Here is a 25,293-nt window from a genome sequence, read left to right as displayed (position 1 = left end):
ATGGCACAGATAGATTCCCTCTTCGTAACCCGTCTCTACCGCGCAGCCCTGTCCGAACATGGACCCAAGGTCGACGCCGGTGAACTTGAAAACTCCTGCTTCGTGATCGCGCAAGACGACGATGCCGGCCAGGACTGGTGCGAGGAGAACGGCTATCCCGGCTACACCTCCTATGCCTCGTTGACGGATCTGCCCTGGCGCTTCCCGATCTTCGCTGACCTGGTGAAATCGCTGGACCTGCATGTCGCGGCCTTTGCCAAGGATCTGGAGCTCGATCTCGACGGTCGCGCCTTGGTGCTTGAGGATCTCTGGATCAACATCCTGCCCGAAGGCGGCACCCATGCCAGCCACATCCACCCCCATTCGGTGATTTCCGGCACCACCTATGTGTCGATGCCGGACGGGGCTTCCGCGCTGAAGCTGGAAGATCCGCGCCACGCCATGATGATGGCGCATCCGCCGCGCACTAAGGAGTGCCGGCAGGAGCTGAAGAGCTTTGTCTACCAGAAGCCTAATGTCGGCGATGTGCTGCTCTGGGAGAGCTTCATCCGCCATGAGGTGCCGATGAACATGTCCGAAGACGAGCGCGTCTCGGTGAGTTTTAATTACCGCTGGGAGTGAATCTTGGGTTGCGCCTGCAGCGATGGTAACTATGCAGGGTGCACAACCTAAAAGGATGGCTGACTAAATGAAATCAATTCTAATTCTTGCTTCTGTATCCCTGATGGCGCTGTCAGCCTGCGTTGATTCTGAGAAAGCAGCGATGCGACGTGGGTCTCTCATTGCGCAGGTTTTTCCTAATCCTGCTGATCGAACGGGGATCCATCTGGCTCTCCCTGTCGGCTCATTCTTGCAGATCATCTACTTCAAGAATGAAGTTAGCTCTAAAGCTATTGATCGTCGTGTAGCGGGCTACTGCGAACGTATCGGTGAGCCTGTCTTAACCGTGTATAAGGCCCCGAAGGCGAGCGTTGCGACTTTGGCAAATGGAACGCAGCGACCCGCGACGACTATCTGGTATGACTGCAAATAATCTGTGAGTTCCCTTTGCCCCGCCGTCATCCCCGGTGGGGTAAAATCCAAATGAAGACCGGCAAGTGATCCAGATGTACCATCACGCGGCAATTGAACTCAGTGATGGTGAGCAAGTTGTCTATGCCACTCACGCCCGCATAGCGCCAACACTGAGCGAGATAATCGTCATCGTGCTTTGCGCACCAGTGGCACTGGTGATCTGGCTGTTCATCCATCGCGCCTTTCGCTCGGTCACCTACATCATCACCACGCGGCGCGTGTTGATTGTTGAAAAGCAGGGCATTGCCGATCAGATCGGCATTCAGGATATTCAGCGTGTTAAGGCGAGACGGCGCGCGGTGATGATTTCTGGGATAAGCAAACGTCTGTGGCTTGCACGGCTGCAAAACGGGTGGCAATTTGATACGATCTTAACGCGGGTTCGGGCACTGCGCTAAACGCTGTGACCGGGTGCAAACGGTGTCGCAAACTTCGCCCTTGCTCCGACCGCCCACCTCCTGTAAGTGGACCCATCGCCTGACCCTTGATCTGTCTGGATCCGGGGCTGGTGATTCTTTTTGCCGCGTCTTTTGGCGCGGTGTGACATAACCCACCAGGTAACAAGGTGACCCATTCGGGGCCTTCTGGTGCTTAGGACAAGGAACAAAGGCGATGAACGCCAATGATCTGCGCGAGAAAACCGTGGATGAACTCCGCGATACCCTCGCATCCCTGAAAAAAGAGAGCTTCAACCTGCGTTTTCAGCAGGCAACCGGTCAGCTGGAATCGACCGCAGGCATCAAGGCGGCTCGCCGCAATGCTGCACGCGTCAAAACCATCCTGAACGAAAAAGCTGCAGCAGCAGCTGAATAAGGAGCTTCTCGAATGCCTAAACGTATCCTGTCCGGCGTTGTGACCTCCGACGCCAACGCACAGACCGTCACCGTTTCCGTAGAGCGCCGCTTTACGCATCCGGTTCTGAAGAAAACCATCCGTAAGTCCAAGAAATACCGGGCTCACGATGAACAGAACGCTTTCAAGGTCGGCGACTCCGTACGCATCATCGAATGCGCGCCGAAATCGAAAACGAAACGCTGGGAAGTTCTGGAAGCCTAAGAGTCTCATCCGAGACTCCTGGCGACTGGGCTGAACAGCAAAGTCGAAACCCTGGGGGATCACGCCACGCATCGGCGCCCCAAAGGTCGGGAGAAACCACATGATCCAGATGCAAACAAACCTGGATGTTGCTGACAACTCCGGCGCTCGCCGAGTTCAGTGCATCAAGGTTCTGGGTGGTTCCAAGCGTAAATACGCATCCGTAGGCGACATCATCGTCGTCTCGGTCAAGGAAGCCATCCCGCGCGGCCGCGTGAAAAAAGGGGACGTCCGCAAGGCCGTCGTCGTACGCACCGCCAAAGAGGTCCGTCGTGAAGACGGCACCGCAATCCGTTTTGACCGCAATGCAGCTGTCATCCTGAACAACAACAACGAGCCGGTAGGTACCCGTATCTTTGGCCCGGTTGTTCGTGAACTGCGCGCGAAAAACTTCATGAAGATCATCTCGCTCGCTCCGGAGGTGCTGTAATCATGGCTGCTAAACTCCGCAAAGGCGACAAGGTCGTCGTGCTGGCCGGCAAGGATAAGGGCAAAGAAGGCACCATTGCCTCCGTTGACCCCAAAGCTGGCAAAGCCATCGTTGACGGTGTGAACATGGCAATCCGCCACACCCGTCAGACCCAGTCCGACCAGGGTGGCCGTCTGCCTAAGGCACTGCCGATCCAGCTGTCGAACCTGGCTCTGCTGGACGCAAATGGCAAAGCAACCCGCGTTGGCTTCCGCATGGAAGGCGACAAGAAAGTGCGCTTCGCTAAAACCACGGGGGACGTGATCGATGCTTGATAACGCAACCTACACCCCGCGTCTGAAAACTCTCTACAAGGACTCCATCCGTGGCGCCCTGAAAGAAGAGTTCGGCTACAAGAACGAGATGATGATCCCCAAGCTGGAGAAAATCGTTCTGAACATCGGCTGCGGCCGTGCTGCCGTCAAAGACAGCAAGAAAGCCAAGTCTGCTCAGGCTGACCTGACCGCAATCGCGGGCCAGAAAGCTCTGACCACCGTGGCAAAGAACTCCATCGCTGGCTTCCGCGTTCGCGAAGGCATGCCGATGGGCGCAAAGGTGACTCTGCGCGGCGACCGGATGTATGAATTCCTCGACCGTCTGACCACCATCGCGATGCCCCGTATCCGCGACTTCCGCGGCGTTTCGGGCACGTCTTTTGACGGCCGTGGCAACTACGCCATGGGTCTGAAAGAGCACATGGTCTTCCCCGAGATCGACTTCGACAAGATCGACGAACCCTGGGGTATGGACATCGTGATTGCCACCACCGCGAACACCGACGCGGAAGCCAAGGCGCTGTTGAAAGCATTCAACATGCCCTTCAACAGCTAAGCGCGGGAAGGAAGAGACATGGCTAAGAAAAGCATGATCGAACGCGAGAAGAAGCGCGAGCGCCTGGTGGCAAAATACGCCGCAAAGCGTGCCGAGCTGAAAGAAATCGCAAACGACGAATCTCGCCCGATGGAAGAGCGTTTTAAAGCGCGCCTCGAACTGGCGAAACTGCCGCGTAACTCGTCGGCAACCCGTCTGCACAATCGCTGCCAGCTGACCGGCCGTCCTCACGCTTACTACCGTAAGCTGAAGATCAGCCGTATCGCTCTGCGGGAACTGGGCTCGAATGGCCAGATCCCCGGCATGGTGAAATCGAGCTGGTAAGGGAGAGACTGATATGAACGATCCTATCGGCGATATGCTCACCCGTATCCGTAACTCGCAAATGCGCGGCAAATCCACTGTCATGACACCGGCTTCCAAGCTGCGTGCATGGGTTCTGGATGTGCTCAAGCAAGAGGGTTACATCCGCGGTTATGAGTCTGCGACTGATGCAAAGGGCCACCCGGCTCTCGAAATCAGCCTGAAGTACTTCGACGGCGAACCTGTCATTCGTGAACTGAAGCGGGTCTCCAAACCCGGTCGTCGCGTTTACATGGGCGTCAATGACATCCCGTCGGTCCGTCAGGGCCTGGGTGTGTCGATTGTCTCCACCCCCAAGGGTGTGATGTCGGACGCAAGCGCACGCGCAGCCAACGTTGGCGGCGAAGTGCTCTGCACCGTCTTCTAAGGAGGCCCCACGATGTCCCGTATTGGTAAAAAACCGGTCGAACTTCCCAGCGGCGTAACTGCTTCTGTGTCCGGCCAGACCATCGAAGTTAAAGGCCCGAAAGGCGCCCGTACCTTCACCGCGACCGACGACGTCACCCTGACGGTTGACGATAATGTCGTCAAAGTGGACCCCCGCGGCAAATCCAAGCGCGCGCGCCAGCAGTGGGGCATGTCCCGCACCATGGTCGCAAACCTGGTTGCAGGCGTGACCTCCGGCTTCAAAAAAGAGCTGGAGATCCAGGGTGTGGGTTACCGGGCTCAGATGCAGGGCAACACCCTGAAGCTGAACCTGGGCTACAGCCACGACGTTGATTTCACTGCCCCGGAAGGTATCACCATTACCGCTCCGAAGCAGACTGAAATCGTTGTCGAAGGTAATGATCAACAACTCGTTGGCGAAGTTGCGGCCAAAATCCGCGACTGGCGTCGTCCCGAGCCCTACAAAGGCAAAGGCATTCGCTACAAAGGCGAGTTTATCTTCCGCAAGGAAGGCAAGAAGAAGTAAGGACCAGCAAAATGGCAAACAGCAAACGCACCCTGTTTCTGAAGCGCCGGCTGCGCGTCCGGAACAAGCTTCGCAAGGTCAACGCAGGCCGTCCGCGCCTGTCCGTGCACCGTTCGAACAAGAACATCTCTGTTCAACTGATCGACGACGTACGTGGTGTGACCCTCGCTTCGGCATCGACCCTGGAAAAAGACCTGGGTCTCGTTGGCAAGAACAACGTCGAAGCAGCCACCAAAGTGGGTTCGGTTATTGCCGAGCGCGCCAAGGCGGCAGGCGTCTCCGAGGCCTATTTCGATCGTGGCGGCTTCCTGTTTCACGGCAAGGTGAAGGCTCTGGCCGACGCTGCGCGTGAAGGCGGCCTGAAGATCTAAGGATCTGCGCCCTGTGTTTTCGGTTGTCCGGGAACGCGGGGCGCACCCTAAGTCAAGGTGGATGGCGTTCGCGCCATCCCGATGATCCGGGGGTGGGCCGGTTCGGCCCTTGCCCACCTGGATTGAGTATACGTCAGGCGCTTGTCGCCAGAAAAAAGGATTGCCTCATGGCAGAACGTGAAAATCGCCGTGGCCGTGGCCGCCGCGAAGAAGAAACACCGGAATTTGCTGACCGTCTGGTCGCGATCAACCGGGTGTCGAAAACCGTAAAAGGTGGTAAGCGCTTTGGCTTCGCCGCTCTTGTGGTTGTTGGCGATCAGAAAGGCCGCGTCGGCTTCGGTAAAGGTAAAGCGAAAGAGGTCCCCGAGGCCATTCGTAAAGCCACCGAGCAGGCCAAGCGTCAGATGATCCGTGTGCAGCTGAAAGAAGGCCGCACCCTGCATCACGACATGCACGGCCGTCACGGCGCAGGCAAAGTTGTCATGCGCACCGCCCCTGAAGGTACCGGTATCATCGCAGGTGGTCCGATGCGTGCTGTCTTCGAAATGCTCGGCGTCAAAGACGTTGTTTCGAAGTCGATCGGTTCGCAGAACCCCTACAACATGATCCGCGCCACTATGGACGGTCTGAAAAAAGAGCAGTCGCCTCGTTCGGTTGCTCAGCGTCGTGGCAAAAAAGTCGCCGACATCCTGCCCAAGCGGGATGAAGCACCTGCCGCTGAAGCAGAAGCGTAAGGAGACGGACACATGGCAAAAACCATCGTTGTTAAGCAGATCGGTTCCCCGATCCGCCGCCCCGCAGACCAGCGCGCTACCCTCGTTGGCCTGGGCCTGAACAAGATGCACAAGACTCGCGAACTGGAAGATACCCCTTCCGTACGCGGTATGGTCAACAAGATCTCGCATCTGGTTGAGATCATCGAAGAGCGCGACTAAGCCTCTCTCGCATGAGCCAAGAATACAGAAAGCGCCCCGATTTCGGGGCGCTTTTTTCTTTTTCTGGCCAACCTGGTGCTCATGTATGTCAGGCTCTCACGCCGATGTCTGTTGGGGCTGTGCGCCCCCGGGTCCACGGGTCCAGAGGGGTGCAGAAACCCCAGAACGCAGCCCGGACGGGCGGGTTGACGTTTGAGTCACCTCCTATGCTTGGCATGCATAGCGGGCAGTCCGAGCTGTCAGTTGTTTGCGCAAACATTTGCGCCTATCTCACGGGTGTCACTGAAACAGACACAATTGAGAACAGCCGGAAATTCGTCCGGCCAGAGAAAGGACCAATACCATGGCACATGTCATCAACACCACCGACACTGGCTTCAATCTGATCACCCGCCTGCGCGGCCTGGCAGAAGAGATCAAGGATAGCTGGGCGCGTCGCGCCGAGTACAAACGCACCTTCGCTGAGCTGGACAGCCTTTCCAACCGCGATCTGGCCGACATCGGCGTGCGTCGCTGCGATATTCCGCAGATCGCTCATGTTCAGGCCTACGGCCACTGAGCTTTGCCATCCGGGGCTGATCGCAGTATTGCTGCCGCCCCTGGGTTGCCCAAGTGTCAGACTGGCTCTCTCTCCTCCCTCAGGGGCCGGACTGGACGCGCCTCCGCTTTGCGGGGGCGTTTTTGGTTTCTGAGGCGGCGGGCCAATAAGAGGCCGGGTGTTGGCCAGTAGCTGGCCGTTGCGACCCCAGCGCCCGCCCGCTCCATGATCCGTTCATGCGCCTGTGGCATCCTGCACAGGATCGCGATCACCCGCCGGGCCTGACACCCCCGGCACCGATGACCAGGGCCCCGGCGTGGCAGTCGGGAAGCACGATAATATTATCCTCGCACGGGAGAGATCCCGTCCCACATACCCCGGCGGCGCCGCCACCCTTTATGGTCGGCCACAAACGCAACGGAACCATGAGGTAGCAGAATAACACGCAACCGGCAGGGCAGAGGCCCCGGCGCTGCGTCTGGCTGTGCGCCTTTGGGAGCCAGTTGCCAGCCATATTGCACCCTTGATCCCGCTCCGCATCGGGTCTATACGCCCCCGGTGGTCCTGCGGGACACAGAATCATAAAACCAAGAAACGCCGTGTCTGCCCTAATCCGCTTCGGGGGCACTTCCGGCAAAGGAGAAGCGATATGAAACTCAATGAACTGCGCGACAATCCAGGCGCCGCCAAAAAACGTATGCGCGTTGCCCGTGGTCCGGGTTCCGGTAAAGGTAAAATGGGTGGCCGTGGTATCAAAGGTCAGAAATCCCGTTCGGGTGTTTCGATCAATGGCTACGAAGGCGGCCAGATGCCCCTCTACCAACGCCTGCCGAAGCGTGGCTTCAACAAGCCGAACCGTAAGTCCTACGCCGTTGTGAACCTGGGCCTGATCCAGAAATTCATCGACGAAGGCAAGCTGGAAGCCGGTTCCATCACCGAAGATACCCTGATTTCTTCGGGTCTGGTACGCCGTAAACTGGACGGTATCCGCGTTCTGGCAAAGGGTGACTTCACTGCCAAGGCAACCATCGCTGTGACCGGCGCCTCCAAGGCCGCCGTTGACGCGGTCGCAAAGGCTGGTGGCGCCCTGACCGTGGCAAACACTGCCGCAGCTGAGTAACAGCTTGTGAGCGGCGCCGATGCCGCTTACATAGTCTTCAGTTTTCCATTAACGCCGCCCGAGCCGGAAAACGGCCCTGGGCGGCGTTTTCGCAAGAAGAGACCTTTTTTATGGTATCAGCAGCAGAACAAATGGCGGCGAACACCAGCTGGGCCGCTCTTGGCAAAGCCACGGATCTGCGCAACCGCATCCTGTTTACGCTCGGGCTTTTGATTGTCTATCGCCTGGGCACCTATATTCCCGTTCCGGGGATTGATGCGGATGCTCTGCGCCAGTTCATGACCTCGGCAGGGCAGGGCATCGGGGGCATGGTGTCCATGTTCACCGGCGGTGCGCTTGGCCGTATGGGCATCTTTGCACTTGGCATCATGCCCTATATTTCGGCGTCGATCATTGTGCAGCTGCTGACCTCGATGGTCCCGGCGCTCGAACAGCTCAAAAAAGAGGGCGAGCAGGGCCGCAAGAAAATCAACCAATACACCCGTTACGGCACCGTGCTTCTGGCCACGGCGCAGGCCTATGGCCTCGCTGTGTCGCTCGAATCGGGCGATCTGGCGACGGATCCGGGCCTGTATTTCCGTCTCGCCTGCATGATCACGCTGGTCGGCGGCACCATGTTCCTGATGTGGCTCGGCGAGCAGATCACCCAGCGCGGCATCGGCAATGGTATCTCCCTGATCATCTTCGTTGGCATCATCGCCGAGGTGCCCGCCGCAATTGCCCAGTTCCTGGCCTCCGGCCGCTCCGGTGCCATTAGCCCGGCAGTGATTATCGCGGTAATCCTGATGATGATCGCGATCATCATGTTCGTGGTGTTCATGGAACGCGCCCTGCGCAAGATCCACATCCAGTATCCGCGCCGTCAGGTCGGCATGAAGGTCTATGACGGTGGTTCCAGCCACCTGCCGGTCAAGGTGAACCCGGCAGGTGTGATTCCCGCAATCTTCGCTTCGTCCTTGCTGCTGCTGCCGGTGACCATCTCCACCTTCTCGTCGAATGCAACCAGCGGTCCGATTATGTCTTGGCTGCTGGCCAACTTCGGCCCCGGTCAGCCGCTCTACCTGTTGTTCTTCGTCGGCATGATCGTGTTCTTTGCCTATTTCTACACCTTCAACGTGTCCTTCAAACCTGACGAGGTGGCCAATAACCTGAAGAACCAGAACGGTTTTGTCCCCGGCATCCGCCCCGGCAAAAAGACCGCGGAATACCTCGAATATGTGGTCAACCGTGTGCTGGTCCTGGGCTCCGCCTATCTGGCTGCTGTCTGTCTACTACCGGAAATCCTGCGCGGTCAGCTTGCAATCCCGGTTTACTTTGGCGGTACCTCCGTGTTGATTGTGGTTTCTGTTGTGATGGACACCATTCAACAGGCACAAAGCCACCTGCTTGCGCATCAATACGAAGGTCTCATTGAAAAGAGCCAGCTGCGCGGTCGGAATAAGAAACGGACACGACGGGGACCTGCACGCCGATGAGCAATATTATCCTTCTGGGCCCGCCCGGCGCGGGCAAGGGAACACAAGCCCGTTACCTGGTTGAATCTCGCAATATGGTTCAGCTGAGCACCGGCGACATGCTGCGCGATGCGCAGGCGTCGGGCAGTGAAATGGGCCAGCGGGTTGCCGCAGTGATCGCCCGCGGTGAGCTGGTCACGGATCGCATCGTGATCGGTCTGATCCGTGAGAAGATCGAAGAGGGGGCCGAGGGCGGCTTTATCTTCGACGGCTTCCCCCGCACACTCGCTCAGGCGGATGCGCTGGCGGAACTGCTGCGCGAAACTGGTCAGAAACTGGATGCGGTGATTGAGATGCAGGTGGATGACACCGCATTGGTCGCCCGCATCACCGGTCGCTCCACCTGTGGCGATTGCGGTGAGGTCTATCACGACGAGACCAAGCCCTGGCCTGAGGATGGCAAATGCACCAATTGCGGTGGCACCAGCCAGAAACGCCGCCCGGATGACAACGAGGAAAGCCTCCGCACCCGTCTGATGGAATACTACAAGAAGACCTCGCCGCTGATCGGCTATTACTATGCCAAGGGCAACCTGCAGCGCCTCGACGGTCTGGCGTCCATCGAAGAGGTCCGCAAAAACCTCGGCTGGATCATGGGTGACTGATGGCCTGATCCGTTTGGATTTGAAAACGCCCCGCGCCACACCGGCCGGGGCGTTTTTGTACGTGGTCGCGTGCTGGCAGAAATACCTCACAAATTGCGCTGCGGGAGGTTGACCTTGGGGGAAACTTCGGCCCCAGTCTTGCCGACGGGTTGACCATAGTGCGATTTCCACATAGGGAACCCCATCCCTTCTGGGAATCATCACAGGTGCGTGCAATTTCTGCCGCCCTGACCACCTCGAAATGCTGGACCAACGGGCGACACTGCCAAGGTCAAGCGTTGTGAAAAAAGGTTCCGGCGCTACGGAACCGCAACGAAAAGGAAAGTGACACGTGGCACGTATTGCCGGCGTAAACATCCCGACTGCAAAGCGGGTACCGATCGCCCTCACCTATATCACTGGCATTGGCACGACCTCTGCTGAAGCCATCTGCGAAGCCGTAGGCATCGACGCAACCCGTCGTGTAAACGAGCTGTCCGACGCTGAAGTTCTGGCCGTGCGTGAGCACATCGACGCCAACTACACCGTCGAAGGCGACCTGCGCCGTGAAGTTCAGATGAACATCAAGCGTCTGATGGACCTCGGCTGCTACCGCGGTCTGCGCCATCGTCGTAACCTGCCCGTTCGCGGTCAGCGTACCCACACCAACGCTCGTACTCGCAAAGGCCCCGCAAAGGCCATTGCTGGTAAGAAGAAATAAGGGAGGGTTTGATCAATGGCACGCGATAAGACTCGTACCAAGCGCAAAGAGCGCAAGAACATCGCCTCCGGCGTTGCACATGTGAACTCCTCGTTCAACAACACCAAGATCCTGATCTCGGACGTGCAAGGCAATGCGATTTCCTGGTCCTCCGCAGGCACCATGGGCTTCAAAGGGTCGCGTAAATCGACTCCTTATGCGGCTCAGATGGCTGCTGAAGACGCAGGCAAAAAGGCGCAGGAACACGGCGTTAAAACTCTGGAAGTCGAAGTTCAGGGTCCCGGTTCGGGCCGTGAATCCGCACTGCGCGCTCTGGCCGCAGTGGGCTTCAACATCACCTCGATCCGTGATGTGACCCCGATCGCGCACAACGGCTGCCGTCCGCCGAAGCGCCGTCGCGTCTAAGCGACACTGATTTTTGCTGGGGCTTTGCGATTTCTGCAAGGCCCCAGTACGCCATTTGAAACCTCGGGCGTCTGTACCTTCGGACATGAGGTATAGACAGGAATGGAGGGACCGCATGATCCACAAGAATTGGGCTGAACTGATCAAGCCGACTCAGCTTGACGTGAAGCCGGGCAATGATCCCGCACGCCAGGCCACCGTTGTGGCTGAACCGCTGGAGCGCGGCTTTGGTCTGACACTGGGCAACGCGCTGCGCCGCGTCCTGATGAGCTCGCTGCAAGGCGCCGCCATCACCTCCGTGCAGATCGACAACGTCCTGCATGAATTCTCCAGCGTCGCCGGCGTTCGCGAAGATGTCACCGACATCATCCTGAACCTCAAAGGTGTGTCGCTGCGCATGGAAGTCGAAGGCCCCAAGCGTCTTTCGATCAATGCCAAAGGCCCCGCAGTTGTCACCGCCGGTGACATCTCCGAATCCGCTGGCATCGAAGTGCTGAACCGTGAACACGTGATCTGCCACCTTGATGATGGTGCGGATCTGTTCATGGAACTGACCGTCAACACCGGCAAGGGCTATGTCTCTGCTGACAAGAACAAGCCCGAAGATGCGCCCATCGGTCTGATCCCGATCGACGCCATCTATTCGCCGGTCAAGAAGGTCTCCTATGACGTTCAGCCGACCCGCGAAGGTCAGGTTCTGGACTATGACAAACTGACCATGAAGATCGAAACAGACGGCTCCATCACGCCCGATGACGCGGTCGCTTATGCGGCCCGTATCGTGCAGGATCAGCTGTCGATCTTCGTCAACTTCGACGAGCCGGAATCGGCAAACCGTCAGGACGATGACGACGGTCTCGAGTTCAACCCGCTTCTGTTGAAGAAAGTGGACGAGCTGGAACTGTCCGTACGTTCGGCAAACTGCCTGAAGAACGACAACATCGTCTACATCGGCGATCTCATCCAGAAGACCGAAGCAGAAATGCTGCGCACGCCGAACTTCGGCCGCAAGTCGCTGAACGAGATCAAAGAAGTGCTGTCGGGCATGGGTCTGCACCTTGGCATGGACGTCGAGGACTGGCCGCCGGACAACATCGAAGATCTGGCGAAGAAGTTCGAAGACAGCTTCTAAAAGATTGGGCGGCTTACGGGCCGCCCGAAATGCCCGGATGTGCCGGGGACAACAAGGGCACACGCCCCAAGGTGAGCCGCTGACACGCATCAGCAGCCTGACAAAGCAAAAACGCAGATCAAAGGACTATCAAAATGCGTCACGCACGTGGTTACCGCCGCCTGAACCGTACTCATGAGCACCGTAAGGCCCTGTTCTCCAACATGGCTGGCTCGCTGATCGAGCACGAGCAGATCAAGACAACCCTTCCCAAAGCAAAAGAACTGCGCCCGATCATCGAAAAGATGATCACCCTGGCAAAGCGCGGCGACCTGCACGCCCGTCGTCAGGCCGCGTCCAAGCTGAAGGAAGACAAGGACGTCGCAAAACTGTTCGAGGTTCTGGGCCCGCGCTACAAAGACCGTCAGGGCGGCTATGTCCGTATCCTGAAAGCCGGTTTCCGCTATGGCGACATGGCACCGATGGCGATCATCGAATTCGTTGATCGTGATCGCGATGCCAAAGGCGCCGCCGACAAGGCACGTCTGGCCGAAGCAGAAGCTGCTGCTGACGAATAATCAGATCGGTCATCTGACCGGACCTGACCCCCGCTCTGGCAACAGGGCGGGGGTTTTTCGTTTTCGCACTCCGCGCGGCGGGCTGAAAGCGGGTGGGTGAAAATGAAGCGTTTTTCCCCCGCAAATCCAACCTTGTAAAAGATGCCTCCGGTCCGCATATCCTGTTCACAAGAACAATCGGAGTCGTCATGTTTCGCGCAATCCTGACCGCAGCGGGCCTGTTTCTGGCCACTCAGATCCCCACCACACAGGCGCTCGCAGAGACCCGTGTGCCGCAGAATCAGGCGGAAATTTCCCTCGGCTTTGCACCCTTGGTGAAAGAGGCCGCTCCGGCCGTGGTCAATATCTACGCCAAGATTGTCCATGAACAGCGCCGCACGCCTTTTATGAACGACCCGTTCTTTGATGATTTCTTTCGCGGCCTCTCGAAGCCCCAACCCCGTGTGCAGAACTCCCTCGGATCTGGGGTGATCCTGTCTGCGGATGGCATTGTGGTGTCGAATTACCACGTTGTGGGCATGGCAACCGACATCCGTGTGGTGACCACAGACCGGCGCGAATATGCGGCACAGGTGGTGCTGGCGGATCAGGCCAGTGACCTGGCCATTCTGCAATTGGAAGAGGCCGAAGACCTGCCCTATCTGGAGCTGCGCGACAGTGACGGGGTTGAGGTGGGTGAGCTGGCGCTGGCCATCGGCAATCCCTTCGGCGTTGGTCAGACCGTCAGCAGCGGGATCGTCTCCGGTCTGGCGCGCAGCGGCGCGGCGACAGGGGAGGGTATTGGCTATTTCATCCAGACAGATGCGCCGATCAACCCCGGTAACTCTGGCGGGGCGCTGATTGATGTGAATGGTGACCTAATCGGCATCAACACCCGTATCGTGACCCGCTCCGGCGGCTCAAATGGTATCGGCTTTGCCATCCCCGCCAATTTGGTGCGCGCGTTTATGCGACAGGCCGATCAGGGCGCCGAGGAATTCCAGCGCCCCTGGGCTGGCATGATGGGGCAGCCGGTGGATGCGGATCTGGCGGCCTCGCTGGGGATGGACCTGCCGGAGGGGATGGTGATCTCCGAACTGCACCCCTCCAGCCCTTTCACCAAGGCGGGGTTTGAGGTGGGCGATGTGATCCTTGACGTGGCCGGGCAGGTGGTGAACTCCCCGTCGGAGATGGTGTTCCGCATGTCCGTTACCGGGCTCGGCGATACGGCCGAGATCACCCGTTTGCGGGCAGGCGAACGCGAGGTGTTGACGGTCGAGATGATGCTGGCCCCGGATGAGCCACCTGCCAACCCGCTCAGCCTTGATAAAAACACGCCGCTGCCGGGACTGACGGTCGCGCGGATCAATCCGCAATCGATCCTGCGGTTCCAGCTGCCTTTGTCCTCTGACGGGGTGGTGATCACCGACCCCGGCGCCTATGGCGGCCGCGTCGGTCTGCGCGCAGGAGATATCATTCTGGGCATCAACAATGAGGTGATTGCCTCGCCCTCCGATGTGTCTGACGTGCTGGCGACCGTCGGCCGTTGGATGAAGGTCGATCTCAACCGGCAGGGCCAGCGCGTCTCGCTGCGCTACCGGCTCTGATCATGGCGGATCTCTTTGACAGTGGCGATGCCGCCCCCCGCCCGGACCCGCAATCGGAGGTGAACCGCCCGCTGGCGGATCGCCTGCGTCCGCAGTCGCTGGCAGAGGTGATCGGTCAGGCGCAGGTCCTTGGTGAGGAGGCGCCGCTTGGGGTGATGCTGGCCTCCGGCTCGCTCTCGTCGCTGATCTTCTGGGGGCCGCCCGGTGTGGGCAAGACCACCATCGCGCGGCTTCTGGCGCGAGAGACGGATCTGCATTTTGTGCAGATCTCAGCCATTTTCACCGGCGTGCCGGATCTGAAGAAAGTGTTCGAGGCGGCCAAGATCCGCCGCCAGAACGGGCAGGGCACGCTGCTCTTCGTGGATGAGATCCATCGATTCAACAAGGCCCAGCAGGACGGGTTCCTGCCGCATATGGAGGATGGCACCATCCTCCTGGTCGGGGCCACGACCGAGAACCCGAGTTTTGAGCTGAACGCCGCTGTGCTGAGCCGCGCGCAGGTCTTGGTGTTGGAGCGCTTGTCGCTTACGGACTTGGAACGGCTGAACCAGAGGGCGGAGCAGGAACTGGATCGCGCCCTGCCGCTGACCCCGGATGCGCGGGACGCCTTGCAGGAGATGGCCGATGGCGACGGGCGCGCCCTGCTGAACCTGATCGAACAGGTTGCGGCCTGGAAGGTAGATCGCCCGTTGGGGCGTGAGGCGCTGGCTGCACGGCTGATGCGGCGGGCGGCGAAATACGACAAATCCGGTGATGAGCATTACAATCTGATTTCCGCGCTGCATAAATCCGTGCGCGGTTCGGACCCGGATGCAGCCCTTTATTGGTTCGCCCGTATGCTGGAGGGGGGAGAGGATCCCCGGTACCTGGCCCGCCGCCTGACCCGGATGGCGGTTGAGGATATCGCCCTTGCCGACCCGCAGGCGCAGGGCATCTGCATTCAGGCTTGGGAAACCTATGAGCGTCTGGGCAGTCCAGAGGGCGAGCTGGCGCTGGCGCAGGCGGTGATCTATCTGGCCCTCGCGCCGAAGACCAACGCCGGCTACATGGCCTATAAGGCGGCGCGCCGACTGGCGAAACAGACCGGCAGTGCCCCGCCGCCGAAACATATTCTGAATGCGCCGACCAAGCTGATGAAATCGCAAGGCTACGGTGACGGCTATGACTACGACCACAACGCGGCAGATGGGTTTTCTGGACAGAACTACTTTCCCGACGATGTGCCACGTCCGGTGCTATATCAGCCGGTTGAGCGCGGGTTCGAGCGCGAGTTAAAGCGCCGGACCGAGTATTTCGCCAATTTGCGCGCCAAACGGAACAGCTGATCCGGCTTTGCGGGAAAAAGCCGGTGCCTGCGGCGCGAGTATTTTGGGAAAGGTGACGGGCCTGCGCCGCTGCGCAATGCTGCCATGCTTGCGCAAAACTTGACATCCATGCGCCAGCCGGCGACAGACCGTTGATGGTTTTTTCGGTTCTATATGTGGCCTTGGGCGGCGCGATCGGTGCCGCCTGCCGCTATCTGGCCGGTTTGGGGATTTACCGCCTTTTTGGGGCGGGAGAATTTCCGGTGGCGATTCTGACGGTGAATGTGATCGGCTCCTTTCTTATGGGCGCCTTTATTGTCACGGCCGCCCATAAGGGGCTGACCCACCTGAGCCCGTTTGTGATGACTGGCCTTCTGGGCGGTTTCACAACGTTTTCGGCCTTCTCGCTTGAGACGGCCACCCTGATCGAGCGCGGCGCCTTCGGGCAGGCTGCGCTCTATGTGCTGTTGTCCGTGGGCCTGTCGGTCGGCGGGCTGTTTTTCGGCCTTATGGCCGCCAGAGGAGTGTTCGCATGAGCGGCGTACAGATGATTACCGTCAGTGAAGACGATGCAGACCAGCGTATTGACCGCTGGCTGCGGCGGCTGTTCCCGCATGTGAGCCAGGGGCGGATCGAGAAGATGTGCCGCAAGGGCGAATTGCGTCTGGATGGGGGCCGGGTGAAGGCCAACAGCCGCGTCGCCGCCGGGCAGGTGGTGCGTGTGCCGCCGCTTGGCGCAAGCGATCTGAAACCGGCAGAGGCGCCGAGCTACCGGATTTCCGAAGCGGACGCCAAGATGATCCGTGGCTGTGTGATCTACAAGGACGATGCCGTCATCGTGTTGAACAAACCCGCAGGTTTGGCGGTGCAGGGCGGCAGCGGCACCACCAAACATGTCGACGGGCTGAGTGCGGCCCTGCAGTTCGACGCCGAAGAAAAGCCGCGTCTGGTGCATCGTTTGGACAAGGACACCTCAGGTGTGCTGGTGCTGGCGCGCACCCGCCTCGCGGCGCAGTCGCTGACCGCAGCCTTCCGGCATCGCGCCACCCGCAAGATCTATTGGGCGCTGGTGGCCGGGGTGCCGACGCCCTATCTTGGTGAAATCAAATGCGGCCTGGTGAAGGCGCCGGGACACGGCAAATCGGGCGAGGGCGAGAAAATGATCGCCATCCATTCCAATGAGGTGGACAGCACACCCGGCGCCAAACGCTCGCACACCCATTACGCCACGCTCTACCGTGTGGCCAGCCGTGCGGCCTGGGTTGCGATGGAGCCGATCACAGGCCGTACCCATCAGCTGCGCGCGCATATGGCGGAAATCGGTCACCCGATTGCCGGTGACGGCAAATACGGTGGCTCCAGTCAGGAAAACCTCGGCGATGGCTGGGGCGCGCAGCTGGGGGGGATTATCTCCAAGAAGCTGCATTTGCACTGCCGCCGTATGGCGTTTGAGCATCCGACCACGAAAAAGCCGCTGTCGATCACAGCACCTTTGCCCGATCACATGAAGGACAGCTGGGACACCTTTGGCTGGTCCGAAGATCTGGCGGCAGAAGATCCGTTTGAGAGCCTGCAATAAGGGGCTGCACAGATGAGTGGTGAGTTGCGTCTGATCCTGTTTGATGTGGATGGTACCCTGGCGGACAGCCAGGGCGCGATCACCTCGGCGATGGCGGCCGCCTTTGACGGGGTCGGACTGGCGGCGCCCAACCGGACGGAGATTCTGTCGATCGTCGGCCTGTCGCTGCCCTTGGCAATTGCCGAACTGGCCCCGGCGCTGGATGCCAGTGTTCAGGCAGAGTTGGTTGAGGGCTATAAGTCTGCCTACAAATCCGCCCGCATGGCTGCGGGTGCCGGGCATTCACCGCTTTACCCGGGGGCGGCAGAGGTGCTGGCGGAGCTGAATGCCGTGCCGCACTACCTGCTGGGGGTAGCCACTGGCAAATCTCAACGTGGATTGGATGCGCTGATCGAGGCGCATGAGCTGCGGTGTTTCGTAACCCGCCAATGTGCGGACCACCACCCGTCAAAGCCGCATCCGTCCATGGTGCTGCGGGCGATGGCCGAGACCGGGGCACTGCCTGAGCATACTGTGATGATCGGCGACACCAGTTTTGACATCGATATGGGCCGGGCTGCCGGCGTGCGCACCATTGCCGTGAACTGGGGATTTCACCCGGCGGACCAGCTGGGGGCGGATCACATTATCGACAGCTTCGCCGACCTGGCGCCGCTGTTACAGCACATCTGGAAAGACTGACGATATGAGCGAGTGGAAACAAAAGCGATTCTGGAAAACCGTCTCAGTGGCCGAAACCGAGGATGGGTTTGCGGTGGAATTGGACGGGCGGCGCGTAAAAACTCCGTCAAAAGCTGCGCTTTCTGTTCCGGGTCGCGAAATGGCCGAGGCAATTGCGGCGGAATGGAACGCGCAGACCGAATCAGTTAACCCTAACACCATGCCGGTCACCCGTTCGGCCAATGCCGCAATCGACAAGGTGACACAACAGCGCGCCGCCGTTGCGGATATGCTGGCCGAATACGGCGATTCCGATCTTTTGTGCTATCGCGCGCAGATGCCAACCGAGTTGGTGCAGCGCCAGGCCGAAATCTGGGACCCGGCGCTGGAGTGGGCGGCAGATGTGCTCCGCGCCCGTTTGGAGCCGCGTTCCGGAATATTGCATGCACCGCAAAACCCCGAGGCGCTGGCGCGGTTGCGCGGCTTAGTCCATGAAATGACACCATTTCAGCTGGCTGCTTTCCATGATCTGGTAGCAATGTCGGGGTCTCTGATCCTTGGGTTCGCAGCGGCAAAAGGCTGGCGCCCAGCCGAACAGATCTGGGAAATGTCTCGGCTGGATGAACTGTGGCAGGAGCAGCAATGGGGCCAGGACGAAGAGGCCCAGGCCACTGCTGACCTGAAACGCCATGCGTTTTTACACGCTAAACGGTTCTACGATTTTTCCTGTTAGCGCAATATATTACCGAGATTGCCGCGCAGCCGCAAAAATCGTTCGCGCCCACGAAAATGTTCGGCATGCGCCCATCGAAATTCCTGATCCCGCACTTGACGTTTGTTGATGAATGCGACCACACTCGATCGCGAAATGGGCAAAACCCTGTTTCAACACCTATCTCCGGCATGGCTGGTGCCGGGCAAAAAGAGCCGCCAAATAGGCGGACAATCAGGAAGAGGTAAACATGAAGAATAAGGTAATTTTGGGTGCGCTGACTGTTGCTGGTCTGGCCGCCGGTGCCGCTGCGGCGGGAACGCTGGATGACGTCAAGGCCCGTGGCAAGCTGAACTGCGGCGTGACCACTGGTCTGGTCGGCTTTGCAGCGCCCAATGCCAATGGCGAATGGGAAGGTTTTGACGTTGCTGTCTGCCGCGCGGTTGCTGCGGCTGTACTGGGCGACTCGACCGCCGTTGAATTCGTGCCGACCACCGGCAAAACCCGCTTCACCGCTCTGGCCTCCGGCGAGATCGATATGCTGGCGCGGAACACCACCTGGACCTTCAGCCGCGATGTCGACCTGAAGTTCGAATTTGTTGGTGTGAACTACTACGACGGTCAGGGCTTCATGGTTCCCAAGGAATTGGGCGTGTCCTCCGCGAAGGAACTGGATGGCGCGACCGTCTGTATCCAGACCGGTACCACAACCGAGCTGAACCTGGCGGATTTCTTCCGCTCCAACAACATCAGCTATGAGCCGGTTCCGATCGAAACCAACGCTGAAGCGCAGCAGCAGTACCTGGCAGGCGCCTGTGACGTCTACACCACCGACGCGTCTGGTCTGGCGGCAACCCGCGCGACCTTTGATGATCCTTCGGCGCATGTTCTGCTGCCCGAAATCATCTCCAAAGAGCCGCTGGGCCCGCTGGTTCGTCACGGCGACCACGAGTGGGGCGACGTTGTCCGCTGGAGCCTGAACGCACTCGTCGCAGCTGAAGAGCTGGGCGTGACCTCCGCCAATATCGGCGAGATGGCTGCAGGTACCGAGAACCCGGAAATCAACCGTCTGCTGGGCACCGAAGGCACCCTGGGCGAAATGCTGGGTCTGTCGGCTGACTGGGCGAAAAACGCCATCGGCGCCGGCGGCAACTACGGCGAAGTCTTTGCGAAGAACATCGGCGAAGACACTCCGATTGGTCTGGCACGCGGTCTGAACGCACAGTGGACCGAAGGCGGCCTGCTCTACGCACCGCCCTTCCGCTAAGAACGACTGAGGAAAGGGCGCAGGACCAACCTGCGCCCTTTTTTCCTACCGACCTATCCTAACAAAAACGCTTGAGGTCTGACGCGAGCAGGGAACCAACCCCGCCGATCAGTTGACCTATAAGCCACGGGGATCACACATTCATGTCAACTCTCACTGACCCTCCAAAGGCACAGTTTCAGCTGTCCATGTTGGTCAACGATACCCGCTATCGTTCGTTGACCTTCCAGGCGATTGCTGCACTGGTTCTGGCCTTGGCCATCTGGTATCTGGGGAACAACCTTATTCAGAACCTGCGGGCCGCGGGTCTGAATATTTCATACGGGTTCCTTGGGGATCCATCCGGTTACGACATCAACCAGCGTCTGATCGAATACGACAGCCAGTCCAGCCACGCGCGTGCGGCGGTTGTTGGTGTTCTGAACACGCTGCTGGTGGCCGTTCTTGCCTGTATCACCGCCACCATCTTTGGTGTGATTGCGGGTGTTCTGCGCCTGTCGAACAACTGGCTCGTCTCCAAATTGATGGCCGTTTATGTGGAAATCTTCCGCAATATTCCGGTTCTGATCTGGATCATCATCATTTTCACCGTCATGACCGCCGTGATGCCGGGGCCTCGGGAATTCCGGGGTGACAACGCCACGTCGAGCATGCTGTTTGACCTCTTCGCCTTTACCAACCGTGGTGTCTACATCCCGATGCCCTGGTTCGAGAGCGGTTTCTTCGCCTCGGGTGCGTTGAACTGGCTGGTGATCATCGCAGTGTTGGTCGGGTCCTTCCTTGTGATGCGCAGGGTCGAGACCAACGCGACCAAAACGCAGGAAAAGACCGGCGTACGTCCCAACACCAAGCTGATTGCCTTGGGCGTCTGGCTGGTGCCACTGGCGCTGGTCCTGTTTGTCATGGGCCTGTCCTGGGAAGTGCCTGAGCTGAAAGGCTTCAACTTCAAGGGCGGTATCAAGATCGGTGGGCCGCTGATTGCCCTGTGGTTTGCCCTGTCGATCTACACCGGTGCCTTCATCGCGGAAAACGTGCGTGCGGGTATTCAGGCGATCAACAAGGGTCAGACTGAGGCTGCCGCAGCACTGGGTCTGCGTCCGGGCCGGATCATGAACCTCGTGGTGCTGCCGCAGGCGCTGCGCGTCATTATTCCGCCGCTGATCTCCAACTTCCTCAACATCACCAAGAACTCCTCGCTGGCGATTGCTGTGGGCTATGCCGACATCACCGCGACCCTGGGCGGCATTACGCTGAACCAGACCGGCCGCGCCATCGAATGCGTGCTGCTGCTGATGTTGTTCTATCTCACCGCGTCGCTGCTCATCTCCATGGTGATGAACGTCTACAACGCATCTGTGAAACTGAAGGAGCGCTGAGACATGAGCGATACACACGCACAAACTGTCGCCTTTGTCCGCGAAACCCAGATCCCACCGGCGCCGCCGCCGGGCCGCGAGACCGGGGTCTATAAATGGATGCGCGAGAACCTGTTCTCCAGCATCCCCAATTCGATCCTGACCCTGGCGGCGCTGGCGCTGATCTATGCTCTGCTGAGCAGCACCCTGCCGTGGTTGCTGAATGGCGTCTGGACCACCAACTCTCTCGCGGAATGTCGTGAGGTTCTGGATGGCAAGGTTGGCGCCTGCTTCTCAGTTCTCACTGAGCGTTGGAACCAGCTGCTCTATGGCTTCAAATATCCAGGCACGGAATATTGGCGCCCAAATCTTGCATTGGTGTTGTTGCTGGTCGCATTGGCACCCGTGCTGTTCTTTGATCTGCCGCGCAAGCTCCTGGCCTTCACCGCAATCTATCCTTTCCTGGCCTTCTGGTTGATCTGGGGTGGTTCCATCCTGGTGCCGATCGTTGCCCTGCTTGGCTTTGTTGCTGCCGGGTTCGTGTTTCAGAAATTCGGTAAGGGCAGCTTTGCTCTTGGGTTCTTCGGTGCGATTGTTGCGGCGATCGTGGTCTGGAATGTCGGCGGCTTTCTGATCCCGGAAGGGGCGTCTGACAACGCGATGCTGTCGGCTGTGCCCTCGCGAGATCTGGGCGGCTTCATGCTGAACATGATGCTGGGTGTCACCTGTGTGTCGCTGTCGGTGCCGCTTGGTATCGCGCTGGCACTGGGGCGTCAGTCCAACATGCCTCTGATCAAGTGGATCTGCGTCGTTTTCATCGAATTCGTGCGTGGCGTGCCGCTGATCACCCTGTTGTTCGTGGCATCTGTGATGCTGTCCTACTTCTTCCCGCCAGATGCCACCGTGGACCTGTTCCTGCGCGTGGTCATCATGATCACCCTGTTCTCTGCGGCCTATATCGCCGAAGTGATCCGGGGCGGTCTGGCCGCGCTGCCCAAGGGGCAGTATGAAGCAGCAGACAGTCTGGGGCTGGATTATCCGCAGGCGATGCGCCTGATCATTCTGCCGCAGGCCCTGAAGATCTCGATCCCCGGTATCGTGAACGTGGCCGTCGGCCTGTTCAAGGATACCACGCTGGTGTCGGTCATCTCGATGTTCGACCTGGTGGGCATGATCCGTGGCCCAATCCTCGCCTCCACTGAGTGGAACGGCGTTTATTGGGAACTCCTCGGCTTCGCCGCCTTCCTGTTCTTCATCGTCTGCTACGGCATCTCTCAATACTCACAGTGGCTCGAGCGTCGTCTCGCCACCGATCACCACTAAGGAGTTCAACATATGTCTGAACTTATGTCCGACCGCGCCATCGACCGCTCCAAAATGCAGGTGAGCGACGAGGTTGCTATCGAAATCAACAATATGAACAAGTGGTATGGCTCGTTCCATGTGTTGCGCGACATCAATTTGACCGTCAATCAGGGCGAGCGGATCGTGATCGCGGGACCGTCGGGGTCCGGCAAATCCACCCTGATCCGCTGCCTCAACGCGCTGGAAGAGCACCAGCAGGGCAAGATCATGGTGGATGGCACAGAACTGTCCAACGATCTCAAGAATATCGACAAGATCCGGTCCGAGGTTGGCATGGTGTTCCAGCACTTCAACCTGTTCCCGCATCTGACGATTCTTGAGAATTGCACGCTGGCGCCGATCTGGGTGCGCAAGACGCCCAAGAAAGAAGCCGAAGAGCGGGCGATGCACTTCCTGGAAAAGGTGAAGATCCCCGACCAGGCGCATAAATATCCGGGCATGCTCTCCGGTGGCCAGCAGCAGCGTGTGGCGATTGCCCGCTCGCTGTGCATGATGCCGCGGATCATGCTGTTTGATGAACCGACGTCGGCACTGGACCCGGAGATGATCAAAGAGGTGCTCGACACTATGATCGAGCTCGCAGAAGAGGGCATGACCATGCTCTGCGTGACGCATGAGATGGGCTTTGCCCGTCAGGTGGCGAACCGCGTGATCTTCATGGATGCGGGGCAGATCGTGGAGCAGAATGAGCCGGAAGAGTTCTTCAACAACCCGCAGAGCGAGCGTACCAAGCTGTTCCTGAGCCAGATCCTCGGCCACTGAGGTCTGTCTGCTATGATATTGAAAAGGCCGGGCGTCTGCCCGGCCTTTTTTGGTTTGCGGCCCTGGCCAGGGCAGTGTCAGGGAGCACCGGCAGGGGGCGCTGCCCCCTGACCCCCGGAGTATTTCTGGAAAGATGACAGGGCGCAGTTGCGCAGATGCTAGCTGTGGTGTGCGAAGATTTCGCTGGTGCCATCCTCGCGGATCAGCAGCGTCGCGAAGGGTTCGATGTCGTCGCTGATCTCCATGCCGGGAGAGCCGATCGGCATGCCGGGCACGCTGAGACCGCGGGCACCCGGGCGTTCGGCGAGAAGGCGGCTAATATCTTGTGCGGGCACATGGCCTTCGATCACATAGCCCGCGATTATTGCAGTGTGGCAGGAGGCCAGCGCATCGGTGATGCCAAGCCGGGATTTCATCTGCCAGAGCTGATCGTCGCTGACATTCCGGACATCTGTCTGGAAGCCTGAGGTGCGGAGGTGGTCCACCCAACCGGTGCAACAGCCGCAGCTTGGGGACTTCATCACCTCTATCATCGGGGTGGCGTCTGTGACGGCCCATGCGCCTGTAGCGAGGGGTAGCGTGGCGGTCGCGGTGAGCAGAAAGGATCGGCGGTTCATCTCAAAGGGGCTCCATATGCGGTGGTCTCAAGTCCCCCAGATGGTAGGGGATATCCGCAAAAGGGGGCGAAGGGGTTCCCGTGTGGGAGCGACAGGATGCCACAGATGCGGTGGCCGCAGCGCCGCGCTAGCGGCGCCACGCCCAACGGGAGCGGTTGCATGGTGATGCAGCTGTGACGGGCGGGAGGCCTGCGGGTGCGGCGCTGTCAGGTCTGGGGTCAGGCGCCCAGCAATTCACGCGGGACAGTGAACTCTGCCACCTTGCCGCTGCTCCACGTCAGATCGGCCCAGCTGTCGATGTCGAAACGGGCGATCAGCGTGGCGCCGGTAGGGAAGTCGTCAAACCGGGAATGATCCGGCGGGTGGCGGACGATGGAATGGGCAAAGGCGGCAAGTCCGGGGTTGTGGCCCAGAATCAGCACCCGCTTGTGTTCGGCCTCACGCAGCACCTGAAACAAGATCTCCGCGCTGGCATGATAGAGCCGTTCGATGAAAACCGCAGGCGCACCAAGCTCCATCAGATCACAGGTCTCGCGGGTGCGCTGCGCCGAGGAGGAGATCACTTGATCCGGGATCATCCCGATTTCGCGCAACCAGGTGCCGACGGCCGCGGCGGAATGGCGGCCACGGTTGTTCAGCGGGCGGGCGTGGTCGCTGGGGGCGGAGGTATCCCAGGCGGATTTGGCGTGGCGGGTCAGGATCAGCGTGCAGGTCATTTTATGTGAAAATACCTCATGTGATGGGCGGATTGCGCCGGGAGACGGTCAGCGCCTGCGCTCAATGGGCAGGCGCGGCGGGCGAGGCAGCCATCGGACAGGCAGGGCGCACCTGCGGGGCTGTCTAGATGGTCATGGCAGGCTGCCAGATCATAGGGGCCACCATCGTTCAGGGCGGCCACCGGGCAGGTGGTCAGGCAGGGGCGGGCATCGCAGCTGAGGCAGGGCGTCTGGGCCCGTGGTGCAGGTGGCAGGTCCAGAGGAGTGGTGAAATAAAGCGCACTGCGAAAGGAAATCATCATACCGTAGCGATCATGCACCAGCATTTGCGACGGGGATGTGAAACAGCGGCCCGTTGTCAGCGCCCAGTCCACAAACGGCGCATAGGGCGGGCCTGTGAAGGGGAAGGCCGGTGTGGCCTGCCATGTTTCTGCCAATGCGGTGATGACGCGGCGCGACCAGCGGTCAACCGGGTCGGCAGCGCCGTCCTGCGCCTCTGGGCTGCCGCGAAAGTGTGTCCAGAAGGACTGCGCCGTGCCCAGCAGGATCAGCGTGCCATGGGGGAGGCCGGGGGCGGCATCCACGGGCAAGGAAGCGCCGGGGAAGCGGGACATGTCTGCAGGTGAGGGATGAAAGCCGCCGTAGATATCCAACCCAAGCCTTTCGGCGGCGTTTTGCAGCCGGGCGTAACCTTGGGTGGTCTCAACAGGGTCAGCGACAGGTGCCGCTGCTAAATCCATGGCAACGG

At 59.5% G+C, this 25,293-nt stretch carries 35 protein-coding genes; 32 read left to right on the top strand and 3 right to left on the bottom strand.

Translation table 11 applies throughout. The features are described 5' to 3' along the window. From phaeop14_RS14335 to phaeop14_RS14180, 32 genes are all read left to right on the top strand, one after another. Window positions 1-621, top strand: coding sequence for a TIGR02466 family protein (locus phaeop14_RS14335; RefSeq protein ID WP_096789929.1), 621 nt, complete (start codon window positions 1-3; stop codon window positions 619-621). 67 nt (window positions 622-688) lie between these two features. After that, the gene (locus phaeop14_RS14330) at window positions 689-1,033 is read left to right on the top strand and encodes a hypothetical protein (protein WP_123580077.1); all 345 of its coding nucleotides are present in this window, start codon (window positions 689-691) and stop codon (window positions 1,031-1,033) included. A gap of 73 nt (window positions 1,034-1,106) precedes the next feature. Further along, entirely contained in the window at window positions 1,107-1,472 is a 366-nt protein-coding gene (locus tag phaeop14_RS14325; protein ID WP_096789927.1) for a hypothetical protein, read from the top strand. Window positions 1,473-1,686: 214 nt separating this feature from the next. Next, window positions 1,687-1,887, top strand: coding sequence for a 50S ribosomal protein L29 (gene rpmC, locus phaeop14_RS14320; protein WP_014876000.1), 201 nt, complete (start codon window positions 1,687-1,689; stop codon window positions 1,885-1,887). A 12-nt stretch (window positions 1,888-1,899) separates the two neighbouring features. Further along, window positions 1,900-2,130: a 30S ribosomal protein S17 gene (rpsQ, locus tag phaeop14_RS14315; protein ID WP_014875999.1), complete on the top strand. Its 231-nt coding sequence runs from the start codon at window positions 1,900-1,902 to the stop codon at window positions 2,128-2,130. A 100-nt stretch (window positions 2,131-2,230) separates the two neighbouring features. Beyond that, window positions 2,231-2,599: a 50S ribosomal protein L14 gene (gene rplN, locus phaeop14_RS14310; protein ID WP_005621870.1), complete on the top strand. Its 369-nt coding sequence runs from the start codon at window positions 2,231-2,233 to the stop codon at window positions 2,597-2,599. A 2-nt stretch (window positions 2,600-2,601) separates the two neighbouring features. After that, on the top strand, window positions 2,602-2,913 hold the full coding sequence (rplX, locus tag phaeop14_RS14305) for a 50S ribosomal protein L24 (protein WP_014875998.1): 312 nt from the start codon (window positions 2,602-2,604) through the stop codon (window positions 2,911-2,913). Beyond that, complete coding sequence (gene rplE / locus phaeop14_RS14300; protein ID WP_040180838.1) at window positions 2,906-3,469, top strand: 50S ribosomal protein L5; 564 nt, start codon at window positions 2,906-2,908, stop codon at window positions 3,467-3,469. The genes rplX and rplE overlap by 8 nt, the downstream gene beginning before the upstream one ends. 18 nt (window positions 3,470-3,487) lie before the next feature. Beyond that, entirely contained in the window at window positions 3,488-3,793 is a 306-nt protein-coding gene (rpsN, locus tag phaeop14_RS14295) for a 30S ribosomal protein S14 (protein ID WP_040174804.1), read from the top strand. 13 nt (window positions 3,794-3,806) lie between these two features. Then, a complete protein-coding gene (rpsH, locus tag phaeop14_RS14290; RefSeq protein ID WP_014875996.1) occupies window positions 3,807-4,199 on the top strand; it encodes a 30S ribosomal protein S8 in 393 nt (130 codons plus the stop codon). Window positions 4,200-4,211: 12 nt separating this feature from the next. Then, window positions 4,212-4,745: a 50S ribosomal protein L6 gene (rplF, locus tag phaeop14_RS14285; protein WP_014875995.1), complete on the top strand. Its 534-nt coding sequence runs from the start codon at window positions 4,212-4,214 to the stop codon at window positions 4,743-4,745. An 11-nt stretch (window positions 4,746-4,756) separates the two neighbouring features. Beyond that, window positions 4,757-5,116, top strand: a complete 360-nt coding sequence (gene rplR, locus phaeop14_RS14280; protein WP_014875994.1) for a 50S ribosomal protein L18 — start codon at window positions 4,757-4,759, stop codon at window positions 5,114-5,116. Between the two features lie 167 nt (window positions 5,117-5,283). Next, a complete protein-coding gene (gene rpsE, locus phaeop14_RS14275; protein WP_014875993.1) occupies window positions 5,284-5,850 on the top strand; it encodes a 30S ribosomal protein S5 in 567 nt (188 codons plus the stop codon). Between the two features lie 12 nt (window positions 5,851-5,862). Then, window positions 5,863-6,051: a 50S ribosomal protein L30 gene (gene rpmD, locus phaeop14_RS14270; protein ID WP_014875992.1), complete on the top strand. Its 189-nt coding sequence runs from the start codon at window positions 5,863-5,865 to the stop codon at window positions 6,049-6,051. Window positions 6,052-6,394: 343 nt separating this feature from the next. After that, entirely contained in the window at window positions 6,395-6,610 is a 216-nt protein-coding gene (locus phaeop14_RS14265; RefSeq protein WP_040174801.1) for a DUF1127 domain-containing protein, read from the top strand. A 628-nt stretch (window positions 6,611-7,238) separates the two neighbouring features. Beyond that, window positions 7,239-7,709 carry a 50S ribosomal protein L15 gene (rplO, locus tag phaeop14_RS14260; protein ID WP_040174795.1) on the top strand — a complete coding sequence of 157 codons (471 nt, stop codon included), beginning with the start codon at window positions 7,239-7,241 and terminating at the stop codon, window positions 7,707-7,709. A 110-nt stretch (window positions 7,710-7,819) separates the two neighbouring features. Beyond that, window positions 7,820-9,184, top strand: a complete 1,365-nt coding sequence (gene secY / locus phaeop14_RS14255) for a preprotein translocase subunit SecY (protein WP_040174793.1) — start codon at window positions 7,820-7,822, stop codon at window positions 9,182-9,184. Then, window positions 9,181-9,828 carry an adenylate kinase gene (locus phaeop14_RS14250; RefSeq protein WP_096789926.1) on the top strand — a complete coding sequence of 216 codons (648 nt, stop codon included), beginning with the start codon at window positions 9,181-9,183 and terminating at the stop codon, window positions 9,826-9,828. Before secY ends, phaeop14_RS14250 begins: the two co-directional genes overlap by 4 nt. Before the next feature lie 331 nt (window positions 9,829-10,159). After that, window positions 10,160-10,528, top strand: coding sequence for a 30S ribosomal protein S13 (rpsM, locus tag phaeop14_RS14245; protein ID WP_014875983.1), 369 nt, complete (start codon window positions 10,160-10,162; stop codon window positions 10,526-10,528). A gap of 15 nt (window positions 10,529-10,543) precedes the next feature. After that, window positions 10,544-10,933, top strand: coding sequence for a 30S ribosomal protein S11 (gene rpsK / locus phaeop14_RS14240; RefSeq protein ID WP_014875982.1), 390 nt, complete (start codon window positions 10,544-10,546; stop codon window positions 10,931-10,933). 115 nt (window positions 10,934-11,048) lie between these two features. Beyond that, the gene (locus phaeop14_RS14235; protein WP_014875981.1) at window positions 11,049-12,065 is read left to right on the top strand and encodes a DNA-directed RNA polymerase subunit alpha; all 1,017 of its coding nucleotides are present in this window, start codon (window positions 11,049-11,051) and stop codon (window positions 12,063-12,065) included. Window positions 12,066-12,199: 134 nt separating this feature from the next. Continuing rightward, window positions 12,200-12,622, top strand: coding sequence for a 50S ribosomal protein L17 (gene rplQ / locus phaeop14_RS14230; RefSeq protein WP_014875980.1), 423 nt, complete (start codon window positions 12,200-12,202; stop codon window positions 12,620-12,622). A gap of 188 nt (window positions 12,623-12,810) precedes the next feature. Continuing rightward, window positions 12,811-14,208, top strand: coding sequence for a trypsin-like peptidase domain-containing protein (locus tag phaeop14_RS14225; protein WP_040180855.1), 1,398 nt, complete (start codon window positions 12,811-12,813; stop codon window positions 14,206-14,208). A 2-nt stretch (window positions 14,209-14,210) separates the two neighbouring features. Continuing rightward, window positions 14,211-15,533 carry a replication-associated recombination protein A gene (locus tag phaeop14_RS14220; protein WP_096789925.1) on the top strand — a complete coding sequence of 441 codons (1,323 nt, stop codon included), beginning with the start codon at window positions 14,211-14,213 and terminating at the stop codon, window positions 15,531-15,533. A 134-nt stretch (window positions 15,534-15,667) separates the two neighbouring features. Beyond that, window positions 15,668-16,048 carry a fluoride efflux transporter CrcB gene (crcB, locus tag phaeop14_RS14215; RefSeq protein ID WP_040174786.1) on the top strand — a complete coding sequence of 127 codons (381 nt, stop codon included), beginning with the start codon at window positions 15,668-15,670 and terminating at the stop codon, window positions 16,046-16,048. Then, complete coding sequence (locus tag phaeop14_RS14210; protein WP_014875976.1) at window positions 16,045-17,091, top strand: RluA family pseudouridine synthase; 1,047 nt, start codon at window positions 16,045-16,047, stop codon at window positions 17,089-17,091. The genes crcB and phaeop14_RS14210 overlap by 4 nt, the downstream gene beginning before the upstream one ends. Window positions 17,092-17,103: 12 nt before the next feature. Next, window positions 17,104-17,772, top strand: coding sequence for an HAD-IA family hydrolase (locus tag phaeop14_RS14205; protein WP_096789924.1), 669 nt, complete (start codon window positions 17,104-17,106; stop codon window positions 17,770-17,772). Window positions 17,773-17,776: 4 nt separating this feature from the next. Further along, window positions 17,777-18,484, top strand: a complete 708-nt coding sequence (locus tag phaeop14_RS14200) for an ATP12 family chaperone protein (RefSeq protein WP_096789923.1) — start codon at window positions 17,777-17,779, stop codon at window positions 18,482-18,484. Window positions 18,485-18,713: 229 nt separating this feature from the next. Then, the gene (locus tag phaeop14_RS14195) at window positions 18,714-19,730 is read left to right on the top strand and encodes an amino acid ABC transporter substrate-binding protein (RefSeq protein ID WP_014875973.1); all 1,017 of its coding nucleotides are present in this window, start codon (window positions 18,714-18,716) and stop codon (window positions 19,728-19,730) included. 143 nt (window positions 19,731-19,873) lie between these two features. Then, window positions 19,874-21,106 (top strand): amino acid ABC transporter permease, encoded by a 1,233-nt coding sequence (locus tag phaeop14_RS14190; protein WP_040180831.1) that lies wholly within the window; start codon window positions 19,874-19,876, stop codon window positions 21,104-21,106. Window positions 21,107-21,109: 3 nt separating this feature from the next. After that, window positions 21,110-22,408, top strand: coding sequence for an amino acid ABC transporter permease (locus phaeop14_RS14185; RefSeq protein ID WP_040174776.1), 1,299 nt, complete (start codon window positions 21,110-21,112; stop codon window positions 22,406-22,408). A 12-nt stretch (window positions 22,409-22,420) separates the two neighbouring features. Then, window positions 22,421-23,212, top strand: coding sequence for an amino acid ABC transporter ATP-binding protein (locus phaeop14_RS14180; protein ID WP_040174773.1), 792 nt, complete (start codon window positions 22,421-22,423; stop codon window positions 23,210-23,212). Between the two features lie 158 nt (window positions 23,213-23,370). Here phaeop14_RS14180 and phaeop14_RS14175 read toward each other — a convergent pair whose 3' ends face one another. The 3 genes from phaeop14_RS14175 to phaeop14_RS14165 form a co-directional block, all read right to left on the bottom strand. Beyond that, window positions 23,371-23,829, bottom strand: a complete 459-nt coding sequence (locus phaeop14_RS14175) for a DUF411 domain-containing protein (protein WP_096789922.1) — start codon at window positions 23,827-23,829, stop codon at window positions 23,371-23,373. A gap of 218 nt (window positions 23,830-24,047) precedes the next feature. After that, the gene (locus phaeop14_RS14170; protein ID WP_040174767.1) at window positions 24,048-24,545 is read right to left on the bottom strand and encodes a SixA phosphatase family protein; all 498 of its coding nucleotides are present in this window, start codon (window positions 24,543-24,545) and stop codon (window positions 24,048-24,050) included. Then, complete coding sequence (locus tag phaeop14_RS14165; RefSeq protein WP_096789921.1) at window positions 24,542-25,285, bottom strand: ferredoxin; 744 nt, start codon at window positions 25,283-25,285, stop codon at window positions 24,542-24,544. Before phaeop14_RS14165 ends, phaeop14_RS14170 begins: the two co-directional genes overlap by 4 nt. Window positions 25,286-25,293: the final 8 nt, after the last annotated feature.

The organism is Phaeobacter piscinae (assembly GCF_002407245.1).
Taxonomy (GTDB): Bacteria; Pseudomonadota; Alphaproteobacteria; order Rhodobacterales; family Rhodobacteraceae; genus Phaeobacter; species Phaeobacter piscinae.
Note: the sequence above shows the minus strand (reverse complement) of the source record. Positions and strands in the feature narration are given on the sequence as shown.